The 15,374-nt window shown below is 73.9% G+C and carries 15 protein-coding genes; 6 read left to right on the top strand and 9 right to left on the bottom strand.

The features are described 5' to 3' along the window. The first annotated feature begins 17 nt into the window (after positions 1-17). Entirely contained in the window at positions 18-1,262 is a 1,245-nt protein-coding gene (gene glgC / locus ACUJ8O_RS02040; RefSeq protein WP_061867262.1) for a glucose-1-phosphate adenylyltransferase, read from the top strand. 103 nt (positions 1,263-1,365) lie between these two features. Next, positions 1,366-4,014, top strand: coding sequence for an aminopeptidase N (gene pepN / locus ACUJ8O_RS02035; RefSeq protein WP_445373105.1), 2,649 nt, complete (start codon positions 1,366-1,368; stop codon positions 4,012-4,014). A gap of 81 nt (positions 4,015-4,095) precedes the next feature. On the opposite strand, the gene ACUJ8O_RS02030 is transcribed toward pepN, so the two are convergent. The 6 genes from ACUJ8O_RS02030 to ACUJ8O_RS02005 form a co-directional block, all read right to left on the bottom strand. Beyond that, the gene (locus ACUJ8O_RS02030; RefSeq protein WP_036336847.1) at positions 4,096-5,049 is read right to left on the bottom strand and encodes a hypothetical protein; all 954 of its coding nucleotides are present in this window, start codon (positions 5,047-5,049) and stop codon (positions 4,096-4,098) included. 137 nt (positions 5,050-5,186) lie between these two features. Further along, the gene (locus ACUJ8O_RS02025) at positions 5,187-6,245 is read right to left on the bottom strand and encodes a lipoate--protein ligase family protein (RefSeq protein ID WP_445373104.1); all 1,059 of its coding nucleotides are present in this window, start codon (positions 6,243-6,245) and stop codon (positions 5,187-5,189) included. Between the two features lie 103 nt (positions 6,246-6,348). After that, a complete protein-coding gene (locus ACUJ8O_RS02020) occupies positions 6,349-6,606 on the bottom strand; it encodes a type B 50S ribosomal protein L31 (protein ID WP_036336843.1) in 258 nt (85 codons plus the stop codon). Between the two features lie 109 nt (positions 6,607-6,715). Then, positions 6,716-7,558 carry a TrmH family RNA methyltransferase gene (locus tag ACUJ8O_RS02015; protein WP_445373103.1) on the bottom strand — a complete coding sequence of 281 codons (843 nt, stop codon included), beginning with the start codon at positions 7,556-7,558 and terminating at the stop codon, positions 6,716-6,718. After that, on the bottom strand, positions 7,551-8,396 hold the full coding sequence (locus tag ACUJ8O_RS02010) for a sulfite exporter TauE/SafE family protein (protein WP_070709054.1): 846 nt from the start codon (positions 8,394-8,396) through the stop codon (positions 7,551-7,553). The genes ACUJ8O_RS02015 and ACUJ8O_RS02010 overlap by 8 nt, the downstream gene beginning before the upstream one ends. Then, positions 8,393-9,217, bottom strand: a complete 825-nt coding sequence (locus ACUJ8O_RS02005) for an ABC transporter ATP-binding protein (RefSeq protein ID WP_052001030.1) — start codon at positions 9,215-9,217, stop codon at positions 8,393-8,395. The genes ACUJ8O_RS02010 and ACUJ8O_RS02005 overlap by 4 nt, the downstream gene beginning before the upstream one ends. Positions 9,218-9,303: 86 nt before the next feature. Here ACUJ8O_RS02005 and serB point away from each other — a divergent pair, with 86 nt between their 5' ends. Then, positions 9,304-10,140, top strand: coding sequence for a phosphoserine phosphatase SerB (serB, locus tag ACUJ8O_RS02000; RefSeq protein ID WP_445373102.1), 837 nt, complete (start codon positions 9,304-9,306; stop codon positions 10,138-10,140). Between the two features lie 73 nt (positions 10,141-10,213). Here serB and ACUJ8O_RS01995 read toward each other — a convergent pair whose 3' ends face one another. Both ACUJ8O_RS01995 and ACUJ8O_RS01990 read right to left on the bottom strand, forming a co-directional pair. Continuing rightward, positions 10,214-10,972, bottom strand: a complete 759-nt coding sequence (locus ACUJ8O_RS01995) for an SDR family oxidoreductase (RefSeq protein ID WP_435034784.1) — start codon at positions 10,970-10,972, stop codon at positions 10,214-10,216. A 37-nt stretch (positions 10,973-11,009) separates the two neighbouring features. Beyond that, positions 11,010-11,756, bottom strand: coding sequence for a beta-ketoacyl-ACP reductase (locus ACUJ8O_RS01990; RefSeq protein ID WP_396831386.1), 747 nt, complete (start codon positions 11,754-11,756; stop codon positions 11,010-11,012). A gap of 171 nt (positions 11,757-11,927) precedes the next feature. Here ACUJ8O_RS01990 and ACUJ8O_RS01985 point away from each other — a divergent pair, with 171 nt between their 5' ends. The 3 genes from ACUJ8O_RS01985 to ACUJ8O_RS01975 are packed head-to-tail and all read left to right on the top strand — an operon-like array spanning position 11,928 to position 13,674. Then, on the top strand, positions 11,928-12,395 hold the full coding sequence (locus tag ACUJ8O_RS01985) for a DUF3099 domain-containing protein (RefSeq protein WP_155933081.1): 468 nt from the start codon (positions 11,928-11,930) through the stop codon (positions 12,393-12,395). Further along, a complete protein-coding gene (locus tag ACUJ8O_RS01980; RefSeq protein ID WP_155933083.1) occupies positions 12,392-12,763 on the top strand; it encodes a hypothetical protein in 372 nt (123 codons plus the stop codon). Before ACUJ8O_RS01985 ends, ACUJ8O_RS01980 begins: the two co-directional genes overlap by 4 nt. Further along, on the top strand, positions 12,760-13,674 hold the full coding sequence (locus ACUJ8O_RS01975) for an SURF1 family cytochrome oxidase biogenesis protein (protein ID WP_155933085.1): 915 nt from the start codon (positions 12,760-12,762) through the stop codon (positions 13,672-13,674). The genes ACUJ8O_RS01980 and ACUJ8O_RS01975 overlap by 4 nt, the downstream gene beginning before the upstream one ends. Positions 13,675-13,704: 30 nt before the next feature. Here ACUJ8O_RS01975 and abc-f read toward each other — a convergent pair whose 3' ends face one another. Further along, positions 13,705-15,303, bottom strand: a complete 1,599-nt coding sequence (gene abc-f / locus ACUJ8O_RS01970; protein WP_445373101.1) for a ribosomal protection-like ABC-F family protein — start codon at positions 15,301-15,303, stop codon at positions 13,705-13,707. Positions 15,304-15,374: the final 71 nt, after the last annotated feature.

Genomic DNA, 15,374 nt, shown 5'->3' with positions numbered 1-15,374 from the left:
CATGAGGAGTGACGCAGATGGTGCAGAAGAAGGTCCTCTCGGTCGTGCTGGCGGGCGGTGAGGGCAAGCGTCTGATGCCGCTGACGGCCGACCGTGCCAAGCCGGCCGTCCCGTTCGGCGGCACGTACCGCCTCATCGACTTCGCGCTGTCCAACCTGGTCAACAGCCGGTACCGCGAGATCGTCGTGCTGACGCAGTACAAGTCGCACTCGCTGGACCGCCACATCTCCGAGACGTGGCGGATGTCCACGCTGCTGAACAACTACGTGGCCTCCGTGCCGGCGCAGCAGCGCCGGGGCAAGGACTGGTTCACGGGCAGCGCGAACGCCATCTACCAGTCCATGAACCTGATCCACGACGCACGGCCGGACATCGTCGTCGTCATCGGCGCGGACCACGTCTACCACATGGACTTCCAGCAGATGGTGGACCAGCACATCGCCTCGGGCGCCAAGGCGACCGTGGCCGCGGTGCGCCAGCCCCTCGAGCTGGCCTCCTCGTTCGGGGTGATCGAGACGGACCCGCAGGACAGGACGCGGATCTCGGCGTTCGTGGAGAAGCCGAAGACGACCCCCGGCCTGCCGGACGACCCCACGCAGTTCCTGGCCTCGATGGGCAACTACGTGTTCGACACGGACGCCCTCGTGGCGGCGCTGAACCAGGACGAGGAGAACCCCGAGTCGAACAACGACATGGGCGGGGACATCATCCCGCTGTTCGTGGAGCGCGGCGAGGCCGGGGTGTACGACTTCACCTCCAACGAGGTGCCCGGCGGCACGGCCGGCAAGCACTACTGGCGGGACGTCGGCACCCTGGACTCCTACTACGACGCGCACATGGACCTGGTGCAGCCGTGGCCGGAGTTCAACCTCTACAACCGCGAGTGGCCGCTCTACACCCGCCAGTCCGTCTCCCCGCCCGCCAAGCTCGTGCGCTCGTCCACCCGCCGCCCCGGCTCGGCGAACGACTCGATCCTCTCCCAGGGCGTGGTCATCTCCGGCGGCACCGTGGCCCAGTCCGTGCTCTCCACGGACGTGCGCGTGCACAACGAGGCGTGGGTGGAGCAGTCGGTGCTGCTGGACTCCGTCGTGATCGGCGAGGGGGCCCACGTGCGCAACGCGATCCTGGACAAGAACGTGGTCGTGCCCCCGGGCGCGCGCATCGGCTTCGACCGGGCGGAGGACGAGGCGAACGGCTACACCGTGACAGAATCCGGCCTGACGGTGCTCTCCAAGGGCCAGCCCGTCCCGAAGCCGCACTGACGCGGCCCCGGGCCGCCGGTCCCGGACCACCGCCGACGCGCGGGCACGCCCCGGTGTGTCCGCGCGTCGCCGTCCCCGCTGGATCCCCGACCGGAGGCTCGCCTTGACCGACACCACCCCCGACCTCGACGCCACCAACGTCACCCGCGCTGAGGCCGCGGAACGCTCCCGCCTGCTCACGGTGCAGGACTACGCCTTGGACGTGGACCTCTCCGACGCCCGGGACGCCGCGACCGACACCTATCCGGTCCGCACCGTGATCCGCTTCGCGTGCGCCGAGCCGGGCGCGCAGACCCACCTGGACTGGATCCACGGGGGCGTGGAGTCGGTGACCCTCAACGGCACGGCGCTGGACGTGGCCGAGGTCGTGGGCGGGGCCCGGGTGCTGCTGCCCGATCTGGCGGCGCAGAACGTGGTCGAGCTGGTCGGCCGGTCCGTGTACTCCCGGTCGGGCGAGGGCCTGCACCGCTTCACGGACCCCGCCGACGGCGAGGTCTACCTCTACACCCAGTACGAGCCCGCCGACGCGCGCCGCGTGTTCCCGGACTTCGAGCAGCCGGACCTCAAGGCCGCCTTCACCTTCTCCCTCACCGGACCCGAGGACTGGGTGCTGGCCTCGAACCGGCCCGAGGTGTCCCGGACGCGGGCCGGGGACGGCGTCGTCCGGGCGGAGTTCGCCCCGACGCTCCCCCAGTCCACCTACATCACGACGCTGCTCGCCGGCCCCTATGCGCAGTGGGAGGACGCCTGGGACGGTCACCCGGCCAGCGGTGCGCAGGCCGTGCCGCTGCGGCTGTTCACCCGGCGCACGATGGCCGACGCGTTCGACCCCGAGGCCGTGTTCGACGTGACGAAGCGGGGGCTGACGTTCTTCCACGACCTCTTCGGCGTCGCGTACCCGTGGGGCAAGTACGACCAGGCGTTCGTGCCCGAGTACAACCTCGGCGCCATGGAGAACCCGGGCCTCGTGACCTTCACCGAGGACTTCGTGTTCACCTCGCGGGCCACCGCGGTCCAGTACGAGGGCCGGGCCAACGTGATCCTGCACGAGATGGCGCACATGTGGTTCGGCGACCTCGTGACGATGCACTGGTGGGACGACCTGTGGCTCAAGGAGTCGTTCGCGGACTACATGGGCGCCCTCGGCGTGGACGAGGCCACCGACTTCCGGACCGCGTGGGTGACCTTCGCGTCCCGCCGCAAGGCCTGGGCGTACGTGCAGGACCAGATGCCGACGACGCACCCCATCGTCGCGGACATCGTCGACCTCGAGGCCGCCCGTCAGAACTTCGACGGCATCACCTACGCCAAGGGCGCCTCCGTGCTCAAGCAGCTGGCCGCCTACGTGGGCCGGGACGCGTTCCTCGACGCCGCGCACCGCTACTTCGCCGCCCACGCGTGGGGCAACGCCTCCCTCGCCGACTTCATGGCCGCGCTCGAGGCCGCCTCGGGGCGGGACATGCGCGCGTGGGCGGACGCGTGGCTGCACACCTCCGGCGTGCCCCGGCTGCGGGTCGACGTCGACGGCGACGCCCCGGTGCTGCGCCAGGAGGGCACGGACCCGGTCACGGGCGGGCCGATCCTCCGCCCGCACGTGCTGAAGGTCGGCCTCTTCACGCCCGGGCAGGACGGCGTCCTGCGCCGCACCGCCCAGGTCACCGCCGACGTGCCGGGCGGGGCGGAGGGCGCGGCCGTGCCCCTGCCGGACCTCGAGGTCCCCGGGGGCGTCCGCCTCGTGCTGCCCAACGACGAGGACCTCACCTACGCCGCCGTCGCGCTCGACGCGGGCTCGCTGCGCGCGGCCCTGACGCACCCCATCGCGGACCCGCTCGCGGAGGCCACCGTGTGGGCCGCCCTGTGGTCGATGACCCGCGACGGCGAGCTGCCGGTCGCCCGGTTCCTGGACGCGGTGGCGACGCTGTCCGCGCGGATCGCGACCGTGGGCGTGCACGCGCAGGTGCTGACGCAGGCCGCCGCGGCCGTGGGCCAGTACGCCCGCGCCGAGGACCGGGACGCGCTGCGGGCCCGGCTGGGCGAGGTCCTGGCCGAGCAGACCCGCACGCTCGAGGCCGGCTCCGACCGCCAGCGCACCGCGGCCCGCACGTGGGCGACGCTGGCGCGCGCCGACGTCGGGATGGCCGCGGCCCTCGAGGCCGCCCTGCTCGGCGAGGACGCGGCGACGTCGGCGCCGGGCCTGGCGATCGACGCGGAGCTGCGCTGGCTCGTGCTCCAGGCCCTCGCCGCGACCGGCCGGGCCGACCAGGACCGCCTGGACGCGGAGCTCGAGGCCGGCCGCACCGCCCAGACGGTCACGTGGCATCGCCTCGCCACGGCCGCCCGCCCCGATGCCGAGGTCAAGGCCGCGGCGTGGGAGGCGGTCATGTCCGGTCGCACGGCCACTGGCACGGAGCTGTCCAACGACCTGCTCTCGGCCACGGCGGCCGGCTTCGCCGCGGGTGGGGTCGAGCTCCTCGCCCCCTACGAGTCCGGCTTCTGGCCGCGCCTGACCTCGGTGTGGGCCTCACGATCCAACGGGCTGGCCTCGCGCGCGATCGGCGGGCTGTTCCCGGCCCGCCAGGACGCGGTGGCCGGCGGCGCCGACGCGCAGGAGTCACACCCGACGCTGGCCGCGGCCCAGCGCTGGCTGGACGAGCACCCCGACGCCCCGGGGGCCCTGCGGCGCCTGGTCGTGGAGCACACGGACGCCCTGCGGCGGTCCCTGCGCGTGCAGGCGGTGCAGCCGGCGGGCTGAGCCGCCGGCCCGGTCCAGCCCGGAGTGGTCACGACACGCCGCGTCCCTGCGGGACAGACGGCGTGTCGTGACCATTCCAGCTCAGGGCGCGGCGACGCGGAGCACGCGTTCCCGGCCCACCCGGCGCAGGCCCACGGCGTCGGCGGCGCGCTGGGCGTCCCGGTCGCGCATCCCCACCCGCTCGACGACGACGGGCCGCGTCTCCAGCACGGCCGTCAGTTCGGCGTGGCGCGCCACGTGCGCGGCCCCGCCGTCCGGGTCGAGAGACAGCGCCTGCCGGTCGGCCGCGTGGAGCCAGGCCGCCGACACGTCCTCCACCGGGCCGCGCAGGTGCGCGCCGAGGGAGGCGTCGTCGAGCAGGTCGGAGACGTCGGCGTCCGCGAGGCGGGCCACGAGTGCGGGTGGCCCGGCGACCACCGCGGTCGTGTGGAGCAGGACCACGTGCAGCAGCTCCGGGTCGGCGTCCGCGGCGGGCGCGAGCACGACGCCCGGGTCCTCCCACGCCGTCGGCGCGACGCCGAGTCCCGCGGCCAGTCCGGTCCGCAGCGCGGCGGTCGCGTCGGCGCCCAGCACGTCGGCCGGCGCGAGCGTGCCGAGGGCCAGCGGGTGGACGCCGAGCAGCCGGTTCAGGGCGCGGGCCTCGCGGTGCGCCCGGTCCACGAGGGCGGCCAGCTCGGGCGAGGTCTCCCCCACCAGCGGCAGCTCGCGCAACGTTGCGGCCCCCACCGGCACCCCGGCCTCGGCCGCGACCGCTGCCAGCGCGTCCCAGTGTCGCGTCTCCTCCTGGGCAGGCGTGCGGCCGCCGCCCGGCTCGTCCGGCCCGGTCACCGTGGCGGCGGCCTCGTCGAGGTCGCGGACCGTGACGAGGTCCCACGTGCCGTCCGCGCTCCAGCCGCGGTCCGTGAGCAGAGGCACGCGGCGGCCGGAGGCGAGCTCCAGCTCGAGGGCGCAGTGGACGTCCACGGTCGACCGTGGGCGCCGCGGGGCGTCGGAGCGGGCGATCAGGCGGACGGGGGCGTCGTCGTCGGGGGTCATGGTCCGATCCTGACAGAGCCGCCCCGCCACACCTCGACGCGTCGGGGGCGGTTTCGGGCGGTATTCACGTCGAATACCACCGCAAACCGCCCCCGGACGGAAGCGTGCCGGACGGTGCCGGGACGCCGTCAGGCGGCTCAGGGCACCCGCGCGGTCCACTCCGGGGTCGTGAACTTGGTGCGGGCCAGCTGCTCGGCCTCCTCACGGGTGGCCTCGTCCAGCTCGACGCGGCGTGCGCCGTAGCGCTCCTCGAAGGTGGTCATCATGGTCTCCCAGATCTCGGCGCGGGAGACGCCGGTCTGGCGGCGGAGCGGATCCACCCGCTTCTTCGCCGAGGCCACGCCCTTGCCGCGCAGCTTCTCCCGGCCGATGCGCAGCACCTCGAGCATCTTGTCCGCGTCGATGTCGTAGCTCATCGTCACGTGGTGCAGCAGCCCGGCCGCGCCCACCCGCTTCTGCGCGGCGCCGCCGATCTTCCCCTGGTCCGTGGCGATGTCGTTGAGCGGCTGGTAGAACGCCTGCACGCCGAGTCGGGAGAGCGCGTCCATCGTCCACTCGTCCAGGAACGGGTAGGTCTCCGCCGTCTCCAGCCCGTCGACCAGCGACGACGGCACGTGCATCGAGTACGTGACGCAGTTGTCCGCCTCCATGAACATCGCGCCGCCGCCGGAGATCCGCCGCACCACGTTGATGCCGTGCCGCCGCGCCCCCTCGGGGTCCACCTCGTTGGCGAGCGACTGGAAGGCGCCGATCACCACGGCCGGCTCGTTCCACTGCCACAGGCGCATGGTCGGCTTGCGACGTCCCTCGGCCACCTGCCGGGTGAGCACCTCGTCCAGGGCCACGGTGAGCGCGATCGGCATCGGCTCCGGCGCGATGACCTCCCACTCGTGGTCCTCCCACGTGGTCGCCTTGCCGAGGGCCCGACGCACGGCCGAGGCCACCGCGAAGGCGTCCACGCCGAACAGCTCGGCCTCGGGTCGCAGGCCCTGCTCGACGGCCTCCCGGATGACGCGGTGCTCGGCGTCCGCGGACAACCCGGTCACCGCCGCGTTGAGGTCCTCGAGCGCCTCGTCCGGCTCGAGGAAGAAGTCACCGTTGATGCTGGCGGTCGCGATCCGGCCGTCCGCGAGGCTCAGGTCCGCCGCGACCAGCTTGCCGCCGATCACCTTGTATTCACCGTGGAGAGTCGTCATGCCCGCCAGCCTACGGGCGACGCGACGGGCCCCGCACCGCCCGGATCTCTCCGGGGGCGCGGGGCCCGTCGTCGTGGTGGGCGCGCGGCTCAGGCCGCCGCGGTCACTTCTTGCCGCCGAAGCCCTTGAAGCGGGCGTTGAAGCGCTCGACGCGGCCGGCGGTGTCCATGATGCGCTGCTTGCCCGTGTAGAACGGGTGCGAGGCGGCCGAGATCTCGACGTCGATCACCGGGTAGGTGTTGCCATCGGTCCACTCCGCGGTCTTCTCGGAGTTCGCGGTGCTGCGGGTGAGGATCTTCTCACCGGAGGCGAGGTCGTTGAAGATGACGTAGCGGTAATCCGGGTGGATCTCAGACTTCATGGTGCATCCTTCGTTTCAGCCGCCTGATTGGGACCAGGGGCGCGAGAGGTGTGGTCAGGGGGTCCGCCGGACGGCGGGCCAGCCGCCCACTCTACCGCACCCGGGCCGGTCAGCGTGCGCGCAGCTCCCACAGCGCGACCGCCGCGGCCGCGGCCACGTTCAGTGAGTCGACGCCGTCGGGCATGGGGATGACGACGTCGGCGTCGGTCTGGGCGAGGGTCTCGGGCCGGACCCCCGGCCCCTCCTGGCCGAGGACGAGGGCCAGGCGCTCGGCGGTCCGCAGCGGCTCGATCTCCGGCGAGTCCAGGCCCACGGCGCGGTCCGTCACCTCGAGGGCGGCCACCGCGAACCCGGCCGCCCGCAGCGCGGGCAGCGACGCGGCGACCGGGCCGGGCAGGCGCGCCCACGGCAGGCGGAACACCGTGCCCATCGAGACGCGGATGGCGCGCCGGTACAGCGGGTCGGCGGCCTGCGGGGTGAGCAGCAGCGCGTCCCAGCCGAGGGCGACGGCGGAGCGCACCACGGCACCCAGGTTCGTGTGGTCCACGACGTCCTCGGCGATGAGCACGCGCCGGGCGCCCGCGAGGACGTCGGCGAGCGGCCGGGGTGCGGGGCGGTCCATCGCGGCCAGGGCGCCGCGGTGCAGGTGGAAGCCGGTGAGGGCCTCGAGCACGTCGTCGGGTCCGGTGAAGACCGGGACGTCCGGATGGGCGGCGAGCACGTCCGCGAAGGACCCGCGGTAGCGGTCCCCCAGCAGGAAGGAGCGCGGGGTGTGTCCGGCGTCCAGCGCGCGGCGGACCACCTGGGAGGACTCGGCGAGGAAGACGCCGTGCTCCGCGTCGACGCGACGGCGCAGGGCCGCGTCCGTCATGGTCGTGTAGGGGGCCAGGCGGGGGTCGGCGAGGTCATCGATCCGCTCCAGGCGCACCTCGCGGGTCCCGCGCTCACCCACCCGAGACCTGCCGCATCACCATGACCACCAGCCCGGCCAGGCCCACGATCACGATGGTGACGCGCAGCGCCGTCGGCGAGATGCGCCGGCCGATCCGCGCGCCCACGAGCCCGCCCACGAGCGAGGAGAGCGCGATCAACAGGACGGCCCGCCAGTCGATGCGGTCGAAGGCGAAGACCAGGTAGAACGCGGCGGCGGTGAGGTTGACCACCAGCGACAGCCACGTCTTCACCGCGTTGGCGTGCACGAGGGTGCCGCCCACCAGCAGCACGCCGAAGATCGCCATGAGCATGACGCCCTGGGCGGCCACGAAGTAGCCGCCGTAGATGCCGGTCAGGAACACGAGCGTCCACAGTGTCGGGGTCACGGGGCCCACCGGCACGGGAGAGTCCGCGCCGGGGGTCGGTCCCTGGTCCTCCGCCCGACGCCGGACCCACCGCTGGATGCGCGGCTGCAGGACGACAACCGTCAGGGCCACCACGAGCAGCACCGGCGCGACGTAGCCGAACACGGCCGGGGGCAGCGTGGTGAGCAGGGCGGCGCCGATGATCGCGCCGAGCAGGGACGCGACGGTCAGCTTCGGCAGGAGCGCCCGGGACTGGGCCAGCTCGCGACGGTAGCCGTACGTGCCGGAGAAGCCCGAGGCCACCAGGCCCATCGCGTTGGAGACCTGGGCCGTCACGGGCGGGAAGCCGACCGCCACGAGCGTGGGGAAGGTGACGAGCGTGCCCGAGCCGATCACGGAGTTGATCGTGCCGGCCCAGAACCCCGCGACCAGCACGAGCAGGACCTGCCACAGGTCCATGCCCAGCAGCTGCGCGGTCAGCAGCCCCGTCACCGGGCCACGGCGGTGTACCGACCGCCGGTGCGGGTCACCTTCAGGTCCGTGCCGAATGCCGCGGAGAGGTGCTCCTCGGTGAGCGTCGACTCGATGGGCCCGGCCGCCACGACGCCGCCGTCCCGCAGCAGCAGCGCATGGGTGAAGCCCGGGGGCACCTCCTCGAGGTGGTGCGTGACGAGGATCAGCGCGGGCGCGTCCTCGTCCGTGGCGAGCGCCGTCAGCTGGCGCACGAGGTCCTCCCGCCCGGCGAGGTCCAGGCCTGCGGCGGGCTCGTCCAGCAGGAGCAGCTCGGGGTCGGTCATCAGGGCGCGGGCGATGAGCACGCGCTTGCGCTCACCGTCGGAGAGGGTGCCGAACGCGCGGTGCGCGAGGCGGGAGAGCCCCCAGGTCGCGACGAGGCCGAGGGCGCGGGCGCGATCCTCCGTCTCGTACCGCTCGCGCCACGTGCCGGTGATCCCGTAGGCGGCGGTGACGACGGCGTCCTGCACGGTCTCGTTCGCGGGCACCTGGGCGGCGAGCTGGGCGGAGGACAGGCCGATGCGCGGGCGCAGCTCGAACACGTCGACGGCGCCGAGCACCTCGTCCAGCACGCCGACGTCGCCGGCGGTCGGGTGCAGGCGGGCCGCGGCCAGCTGGAGCAGCGTCGACTTGCCGGCGCCGTTCGGGCCCATCACGATCCACCGTTGCCCCGCGCGGACCGTCCAGTCCAGGGGGCCGAGGATGTCGGTGGCGCCGCGGCGCACGCGCACGCGGCGCAGCTGCAGCACGGCGTCCTCATCCGGGAGGAACCAGTCGTCGGGAGGCGCGGGGGTGGTCATGGGGGCCAGCCTAGTCCGGCCGGCCGGCGCGTCGCCGATGCGACGCACGCCCGGCCGCGCCCGCACCCCCGCCTAGGATGCCGCGCATGAGCACCGTGCGCCGCCTCGTCCTCACCGCCGACCCCGCCCTCCTCCTCACGGACGCGCCCCCGGCCGGCGTGCCGGAGAACGCCGAACGGCTCGCCGACGACGGCCTGCGGGGCTGGCGCTTCGCCGCGGACGAGTGGGCGGCGGCCCCGGAGCCGGGCTCCGGGTGGGACGTGCTCACGGTGCCGGCGACGGTCGCCGCCGCACCGGCGCCCCTCGTGGTGACGGACGTGGACTCCACGCTGATCCGGCAGGAGGTCATCGAGCTGCTCGCCGCCCACGCCGGCCGCGAGGCCGAGGTCGCCGAGGTGACGGAGCGGGCGATGCGCGGTGAGCTCGACTTCGCCGCCTCGCTGCATGCGCGCGTCGAGGCGCTCGCGGGGCTGCCCGTGGGCGTCGTGGCGGACGTGGTGCGGGCCATCCGGCCCACCGACGGAGCCCTCGCGCTGATCGAGGCCGTCACCGCGGCCGGCGGCCGGGTGTGCGCGGTCTCCGGCGGCTTCACCCAGGTGCTCGCCCCGCTGGCCGAGGCGTGGGGCGTGCACGCCTACTGCGCCAACGAGCTCGAGGTGCGGGACGGGCACCTGACGGGGAAGGTGCTCGGCGACGTCGTGGACCGCGCGGCGAAGGCCGCCATGCTGCGCGCCTGGGCCGAGGACGCGGGGCTCACCCCCGAGCAGGCCGTCGGCGTGGGCGACGGCGCCAACGACATCGATCTGCTCGAGGCGGCCGGCTGCGGCGTGGCGCTGTGCGCGAAGCCGATCCTCCGGGAGCACGCGGACGTCGTCGTCGACGTGCCCTCCTTCACCCCCCTGCGGTGGCTCCTCGGTCTCTGAGGCGTCCGCTCCCGGAGGTCACGAGGGCCGGATCCCACGGATCCGGCCCTCGTCGTCTGGGGTGTGGTGGGGTTCAGTCCTGCCCGAGGAAGTCCTCGGCGCCGCCCACGAGCTCGGTGTGGCCGACCTCGAGGCCCTCGCGGCCCACGAGGGAGGCGATCTCGGCGGCGAACTCCTCCACGGTGTAGAGCCTGCCGGCGGCCTCGCGGCGGGCCTCGATGGCACCTGGCTCGGCGCGGTCGAGCAGGGTGGCGGTGATGGTGCCCTCGATCATGTCGCCGGAGACCACCACGAAGCCCACGCCCTTCTCGGTGAACGCGGGGATGCGCTCGCGCAGGGCGTCCTCGCCGGCGCGCTTGGAGCGGGCCACGGGCTCGTAGGAGTCCATCGTGGCGACCTCGTCGATGAAGTGCGCCTGGTGGGAGGTCACGAACACGATCTGCCCGCCGGCACCCATGCGCTCGAGCGCGGCGTCGGCCAGCGCGGCCTGGGCGTCACGGTTGAGCTTCAGGGCGTAGTCCTCGCCGAACTGGGACTCCATGCCGCCCGAGGCGTTGAGCACGAGCACGTCGAGTGAGCCGAAGTGCTCCACGGCGGCGTCCAGCAGCGCGGCCCGATCCTCGGCGACGGTCACGTCGCCGCCCACGGCCACGGCGCGGCCGCCGGCCTCCTCGATCTTCTGCACCACCTTGTTCGCGCGCGGCGCCTTCTGGCGGTAGTTCACCACGACGCCCGCGCCGCGGGCGGCCAGCAGCTCGGCGGTGGCGGCTCCGATGCCGCGGGAGGAGCCGGTGACGACGACGCCGCGTCCGGCCAGGTCCTGCTCGGTCATGTTCTGTGCTTCCTGTCTGCTCAGCGGTCGGTGGTCGTCAGTGGCCCATGCCCAGGCCGCCGTCCACGGGGATCACGGCCCCGGAGATGTACGCGGCCTCGTCCGAGGCCAGCCAGCGCACGACGCCGGCCACCTCCTCCGGGTCGGCGAAGCGGCCGGCCGGGATGGACGTCTTGTACTGGGCCTTGAGCTCGTCGTCGAGGGACTGCGTCATCTCGGTGTCGATGTAGCCGGGGGCCACGACGTTCGCGGTCACGCCGCGCGCGCCGAGCTCGCGCGTGATCGAGCGGGCCATCCCGACGAGGCCGGACTTGGAGGCGGCGTAGTTGACCTGGCCGGGCGAGCCGAGCAGGCCCACCACGGAGGAGATCAGGACGATGCGGCCGCGCTTCAGGCGCATCATGCCCTTGGTGGCGCGCTGCACTACGCGGAAGGCGCCGGTGAGGTTCGTGTCGATCACCGAGGTGAAGTCATCCTCGGACATGCGCAGCAGCAGCTGGTCGTGGGTGATCCCGGCGTTGGCCACGAGCACCTCGACCGGGCCGTGGGCCTGCTCGACCTCGCGGAAGGCCGCGTCCACGGAGGCCGCGTCCGTCACGTCGGCCCGGACCGCGAGGACCCCCTCCGGCCCCTCCCCCGAGCGGGAGGTGATGGCCACGCGGTCGCCGTTCGCGGCGAACGCCCGGGCGATGGCCAGGCCGATGCCGCGGTTGCCCCCCGTGACGAGGACGCTGCGGCCGGCGGCCTGCGCGTCCGCTGCGGGCGTGGTGGTCTGATCGGCCATGGGAACACCTTCCGTACGGGACGGGACTAGACTGGAGCACCGGCGCGGCGCCGTCGACGCCGTCCTGCGGGACGCCGCCGACGGCGGGCGCGCCGGCATGTGAACCACCACTCTACGTCCGCGGCCGCGCGGGGGCCCTCCGCAGGGCGCGACGTGCCAGGAGGATGCGCCATGACCAGCTCCACCGCCGGCTCCCGAGCCGGCCGTCCCGCCCACGCCGGGCGCGGGGCGACACCGGAGGTCCAGGGGGTCACCACCGCCGCCGCCGGCCGCAGCGCGGACCGGGAGGCGCGCATGAGGGTCTACCTGGTCCAGATGCTGGTCCGCACCGCCTGCTTCGTCGCCGCGCTCTTCACCCACGGCTGGTGGCAGCTCGGGTTCATCCTCGGCGCGGTCGTGCTGCCCTACGTCGCCGTCGTGCGCGTGAACAACACCGGCCCGCAGCAGGCCGGCACCCTGCGCGCCGTGCCCGCCCAGGGACCGGCCCTGACCCCCCGCCCCGACGACGCGGCGGCGCCCGAGCCGGTCGTGCTCACCGGCGACCTCGTGGACGACCCGCGCGACCGTGCGCCACGGGCGCTGGGCCGAGGGTCCTCGTCCGCCGGCGGTCCCGGCCTGCCCGGACGGGGCGGCGCGTGATCGGCGCGGTCCCGGGTGAGCCGGGCATGGACCTGCTGGGCGCCCTCGCGTCCGGCCGCCTTGACCCCGCCGCCGGTGCCTCCACTGCCCGATCCCCGCACGCCGCCGTGGACGGGCCCGAGCGGCCGGTCTGCTCGCGTCGTGGCTGCACCGCGGAGGCCGCCTGGGCCCTGGAGTGGAACAACCCGCGCGTCCACGCCCCGGACCGCGTGAAGACCTGGCTGGCCTGCGCGGACCATCGGCCCTTCCTGGACGACTTCCTGAGCGCCCGCGGCTTCCTGCGGCGCTCCCGCCCGCTCGACCCGGCCGCCACGCAGGCGCCCGAGGTCGACACGCCCGAGACCCCGCAGGAGCCCCCGCGCCCATGAGCACCCCCGCCCCCATGACGGACCCGACCGCCCGCGACGCCGAACGCCTGCCTGCCCTGCGCTTCGGCTTCCTCGCCACCGGCCCGTGGATCCTCGGCTTCGTGGTGTGCGTCCTCTTCGCGTTCCTGTGCCATGCGCTCGCGCAGTGGCAGTGGGACCGCCGCGTGGAGGTCCAGCACCGCGTCAACCGCGTCCTGGAGAACTACGACGACGACCCGGTACCGTTCGCCGAGGCCTCCCGGCTGTTCACCGCGTTCCAGACCGAGGACGAGTGGACGCCCGTGACACTGACCGGCGAGTACCTCGTCGACGAGACGCTCATCGTCCGCAACCGCCCCCGGGCCGGCCAGCCCGGCTACGAGGTGCTCGTGCCGTTCCGGACGGACGAGGGCCCCGTCGTCGTGGTGGACCGCGGCTGGCTCCCGGTGGGCAACAGTCCGGGTCAGCCGGACGCCGTGCCGGCCCCGCCCGCCGGCCACGCCGAGGTCGTGGTGCGGGTCAAGCCCGGGGAGCCGGCCCTGGACCGCGACGCCCCGGAGGGCCAGGTGCCCTCGATCGACCTCGCCGAGATCGCCGACACCGTGGGCGGGCCCGTGGCCGGAACTGCCTACGGGATCATGGTCACGGAGGACCCGGCGGTGGAGCCGATGCCGCAGAAGCTCGTCGAGCCCACCCTCGACGAGGGCCCGCACCTGTCCTACGCGATCCAGTGGTACCTGTTCGCGGCCATGGGCTTCGGGGTGTGGGGGTACTCCGCGTGGATGCGCGCCCGCAACGACCGGGCCGACGCCCTCGACGACGCCGCGGACGACGGGCTGCTCTCCGCTCACCGGGTCCCCCGCGCCAAGCCGGTCCGGCGGCGCGACGGGCGGCTCACGGACGAGGAGGCCGAGGACGCGCTCTTCGACTGAGCCCGCCCTCCGCCTCGGCGGCCCGCGGACTCAGGCGAGGGTGATGAGGTCCCTGTAGTCGTCGTTCCAGAGGTCCTCGACCCCGTCCGGCAGCAGCACCACGCGCTCGGGGTCGAGCGCCTCGACGGCGCCCTCGTCGTGGGTCACGAGCACCACGGCGCCCTCGTACTGCTGCAGCGCGTTCAGGATCTCCTCACGGCTGGCGGGGTCGAGGTTGTTCGTGGGCTCGTCCAGCAGCAGCACGTTCGCGCTCGAGGCCACGAGCGTGGCCAGCGCCAGGCGGGTCTTCTCGCCGCCGGAGAGGACGCGGGCGGGCTTGTCGACGTCGTCGCCCTGGAAGAGGAACGAGCCGAGCAGCGTGCGCGCCTGGGTGTCGCCGAGCTGCGGGGCGGCGTGGCGCATGTTGTCCAGGACGGACGCGTCCTGGTCCAGGGTGTCGTGCTCCTGGGCGAAGTAGCCCAGCTTGAGCCCGTGGCCCGCCTGCACCTCCCCGGTGTCCGGGGTCTCCTCCCCGGCGAGCATGCGCAGCAGCGTCGTCTTGCCGGCGCCGTTGTAGCCCAGGATGACCACGCGCGCGCCCCGGTCGATCGCCAGGTCCACTCCCGTGAAGATCTCGAGCGAGCCGTAGGACTTGGAGAGGTTCTCGGCGCGCAGCGGCGTCTTGCCGGAGGCCTGCGGGGTGGGGAAGCGGATCGCGGCCACGCGATCGACCGCGCGCTCGCCCTCGACGCCGCGCATGAGCCGCTCGGCGCGCTTGATCATGTTCTGCGCGGCGGTGGCCTTGGTCGCCTTGGCACGCATCTTCTCGGCCTGGGCCATGAGGGCCGAGGCCTTCTTCTCCGCGTTGGCGAACTCCCGGCGGCGGCGCGCCTCGTCCTGCTGGCGCTGGGCGAGGTAGTTCTTCCACGTCATGTTGTAGACGTCCATGGTCTGCCGGTTCGCGTCCAGGTAGAGGACCTTGTTCACGGTCATCTCCATGAGCTCGACGTCGTGCGAGATCATCAGGAGGCCGCCGGAGTAGGTCTTCAGGTAGTCGCGCAGCCACACGATCGAGTCGTGGTCGAGGTGGTTGGTGGGCTCGTCCAGCAGCAGGATGTCCGCGTCGGAGAAGAGGATGCGGGCGAGCTCCACGCGGCGGCGCTGGCCGCCGGAGAGGGTGTGCAGCGGCTGGTCCAGGACGCGGTCCGGCAGGCCGAGGTTGGACGTGATCCGGGCGGCCTCGGACTCGGCCGCGTAGCCGCCGCGGGCCTCGAACTCCGCCTCCAGACGGGAGTAGCGGTTCATCGCCCGCTCCCGCTCGGCGTCGTCGACGGCGGCCATCCCGGCCTCGGCCTCGCGCATGCGCCGGATGGTCTGGTCCAGGTCGCGGGCGGAGAGGATGCGGTCTCGGCCGGACTGGTCCATGTCCTCGACCTTGGGGTCCTGGGGCAGATAGCCGATGCGCCCGGTCCGGGTCACGGTGCCCGCCGTGGGCTGCCCGCCGCCGGCCAGGACCTTGGTCAGCGTCGTCTTGCCGGCGCCGTTGCGCCCCACGAGGCCGACCTTGTCCCCCTTGTCCACGCGGAAGTTCACCTCGTCCATGAGGAGACGGGCGCCCACGCGCAGTTCGACATCGGTGACGGTCAGCATGGGGGTGTCAGACTCCAGGGGTCGAGGGAAGAACAGGGGTGCACCGGCGGGGCCCGGCCGATCCCGACGGG

This window comes from Micrococcus sp. EWR3.9.1, from assembly GCF_052615555.1.
This window is presented reverse-complemented; position numbering and strand designations above follow the sequence as displayed.

Excerpts from the sequence above, each read along its gene's own strand:
- ACUJ8O_RS01990 (WP_396831386.1), bottom strand. The coding sequence starts at position 11,756 with ATGGCCGATCAGACCACCACGCCCGCAGCGGACGCGCAGGCCGCCGGC.
- ACUJ8O_RS01995 (WP_435034784.1), bottom strand. The coding sequence starts at position 10,972 with ATGACCGAGCAGGACCTGGCCGGACGCGGCGTCGTCGTCACCGGCTCC.
- ACUJ8O_RS01975 (WP_155933085.1), top strand. The coding sequence starts at position 12,760 with ATGAGCACCCCCGCCCCCATGACGGACCCGACCGCCCGCGACGCCGAA.
- abc-f (WP_445373101.1), bottom strand. The coding sequence starts at position 15,303 with ATGCTGACCGTCACCGATGTCGAACTGCGCGTGGGCGCCCGTCTCCTC.
- ACUJ8O_RS01985 (WP_155933081.1), top strand. The coding sequence starts at position 11,928 with ATGACCAGCTCCACCGCCGGCTCCCGAGCCGGCCGTCCCGCCCACGCC.
- ACUJ8O_RS02030 (WP_036336847.1), bottom strand. The coding sequence starts at position 5,049 with ATGACCCCCGACGACGACGCCCCCGTCCGCCTGATCGCCCGCTCCGAC.
- ACUJ8O_RS02020 (WP_036336843.1), bottom strand. The coding sequence starts at position 6,606 with ATGAAGTCTGAGATCCACCCGGATTACCGCTACGTCATCTTCAACGAC.
- glgC (WP_061867262.1), top strand. The coding sequence starts at position 18 with ATGGTGCAGAAGAAGGTCCTCTCGGTCGTGCTGGCGGGCGGTGAGGGC.
- ACUJ8O_RS02005 (WP_052001030.1), bottom strand. The coding sequence starts at position 9,217 with ATGACCACCCCCGCGCCTCCCGACGACTGGTTCCTCCCGGATGAGGAC.
- ACUJ8O_RS02025 (WP_445373104.1), bottom strand. The coding sequence starts at position 6,245 with ATGACGACTCTCCACGGTGAATACAAGGTGATCGGCGGCAAGCTGGTC.
- serB (WP_445373102.1), top strand. The coding sequence starts at position 9,304 with ATGAGCACCGTGCGCCGCCTCGTCCTCACCGCCGACCCCGCCCTCCTC.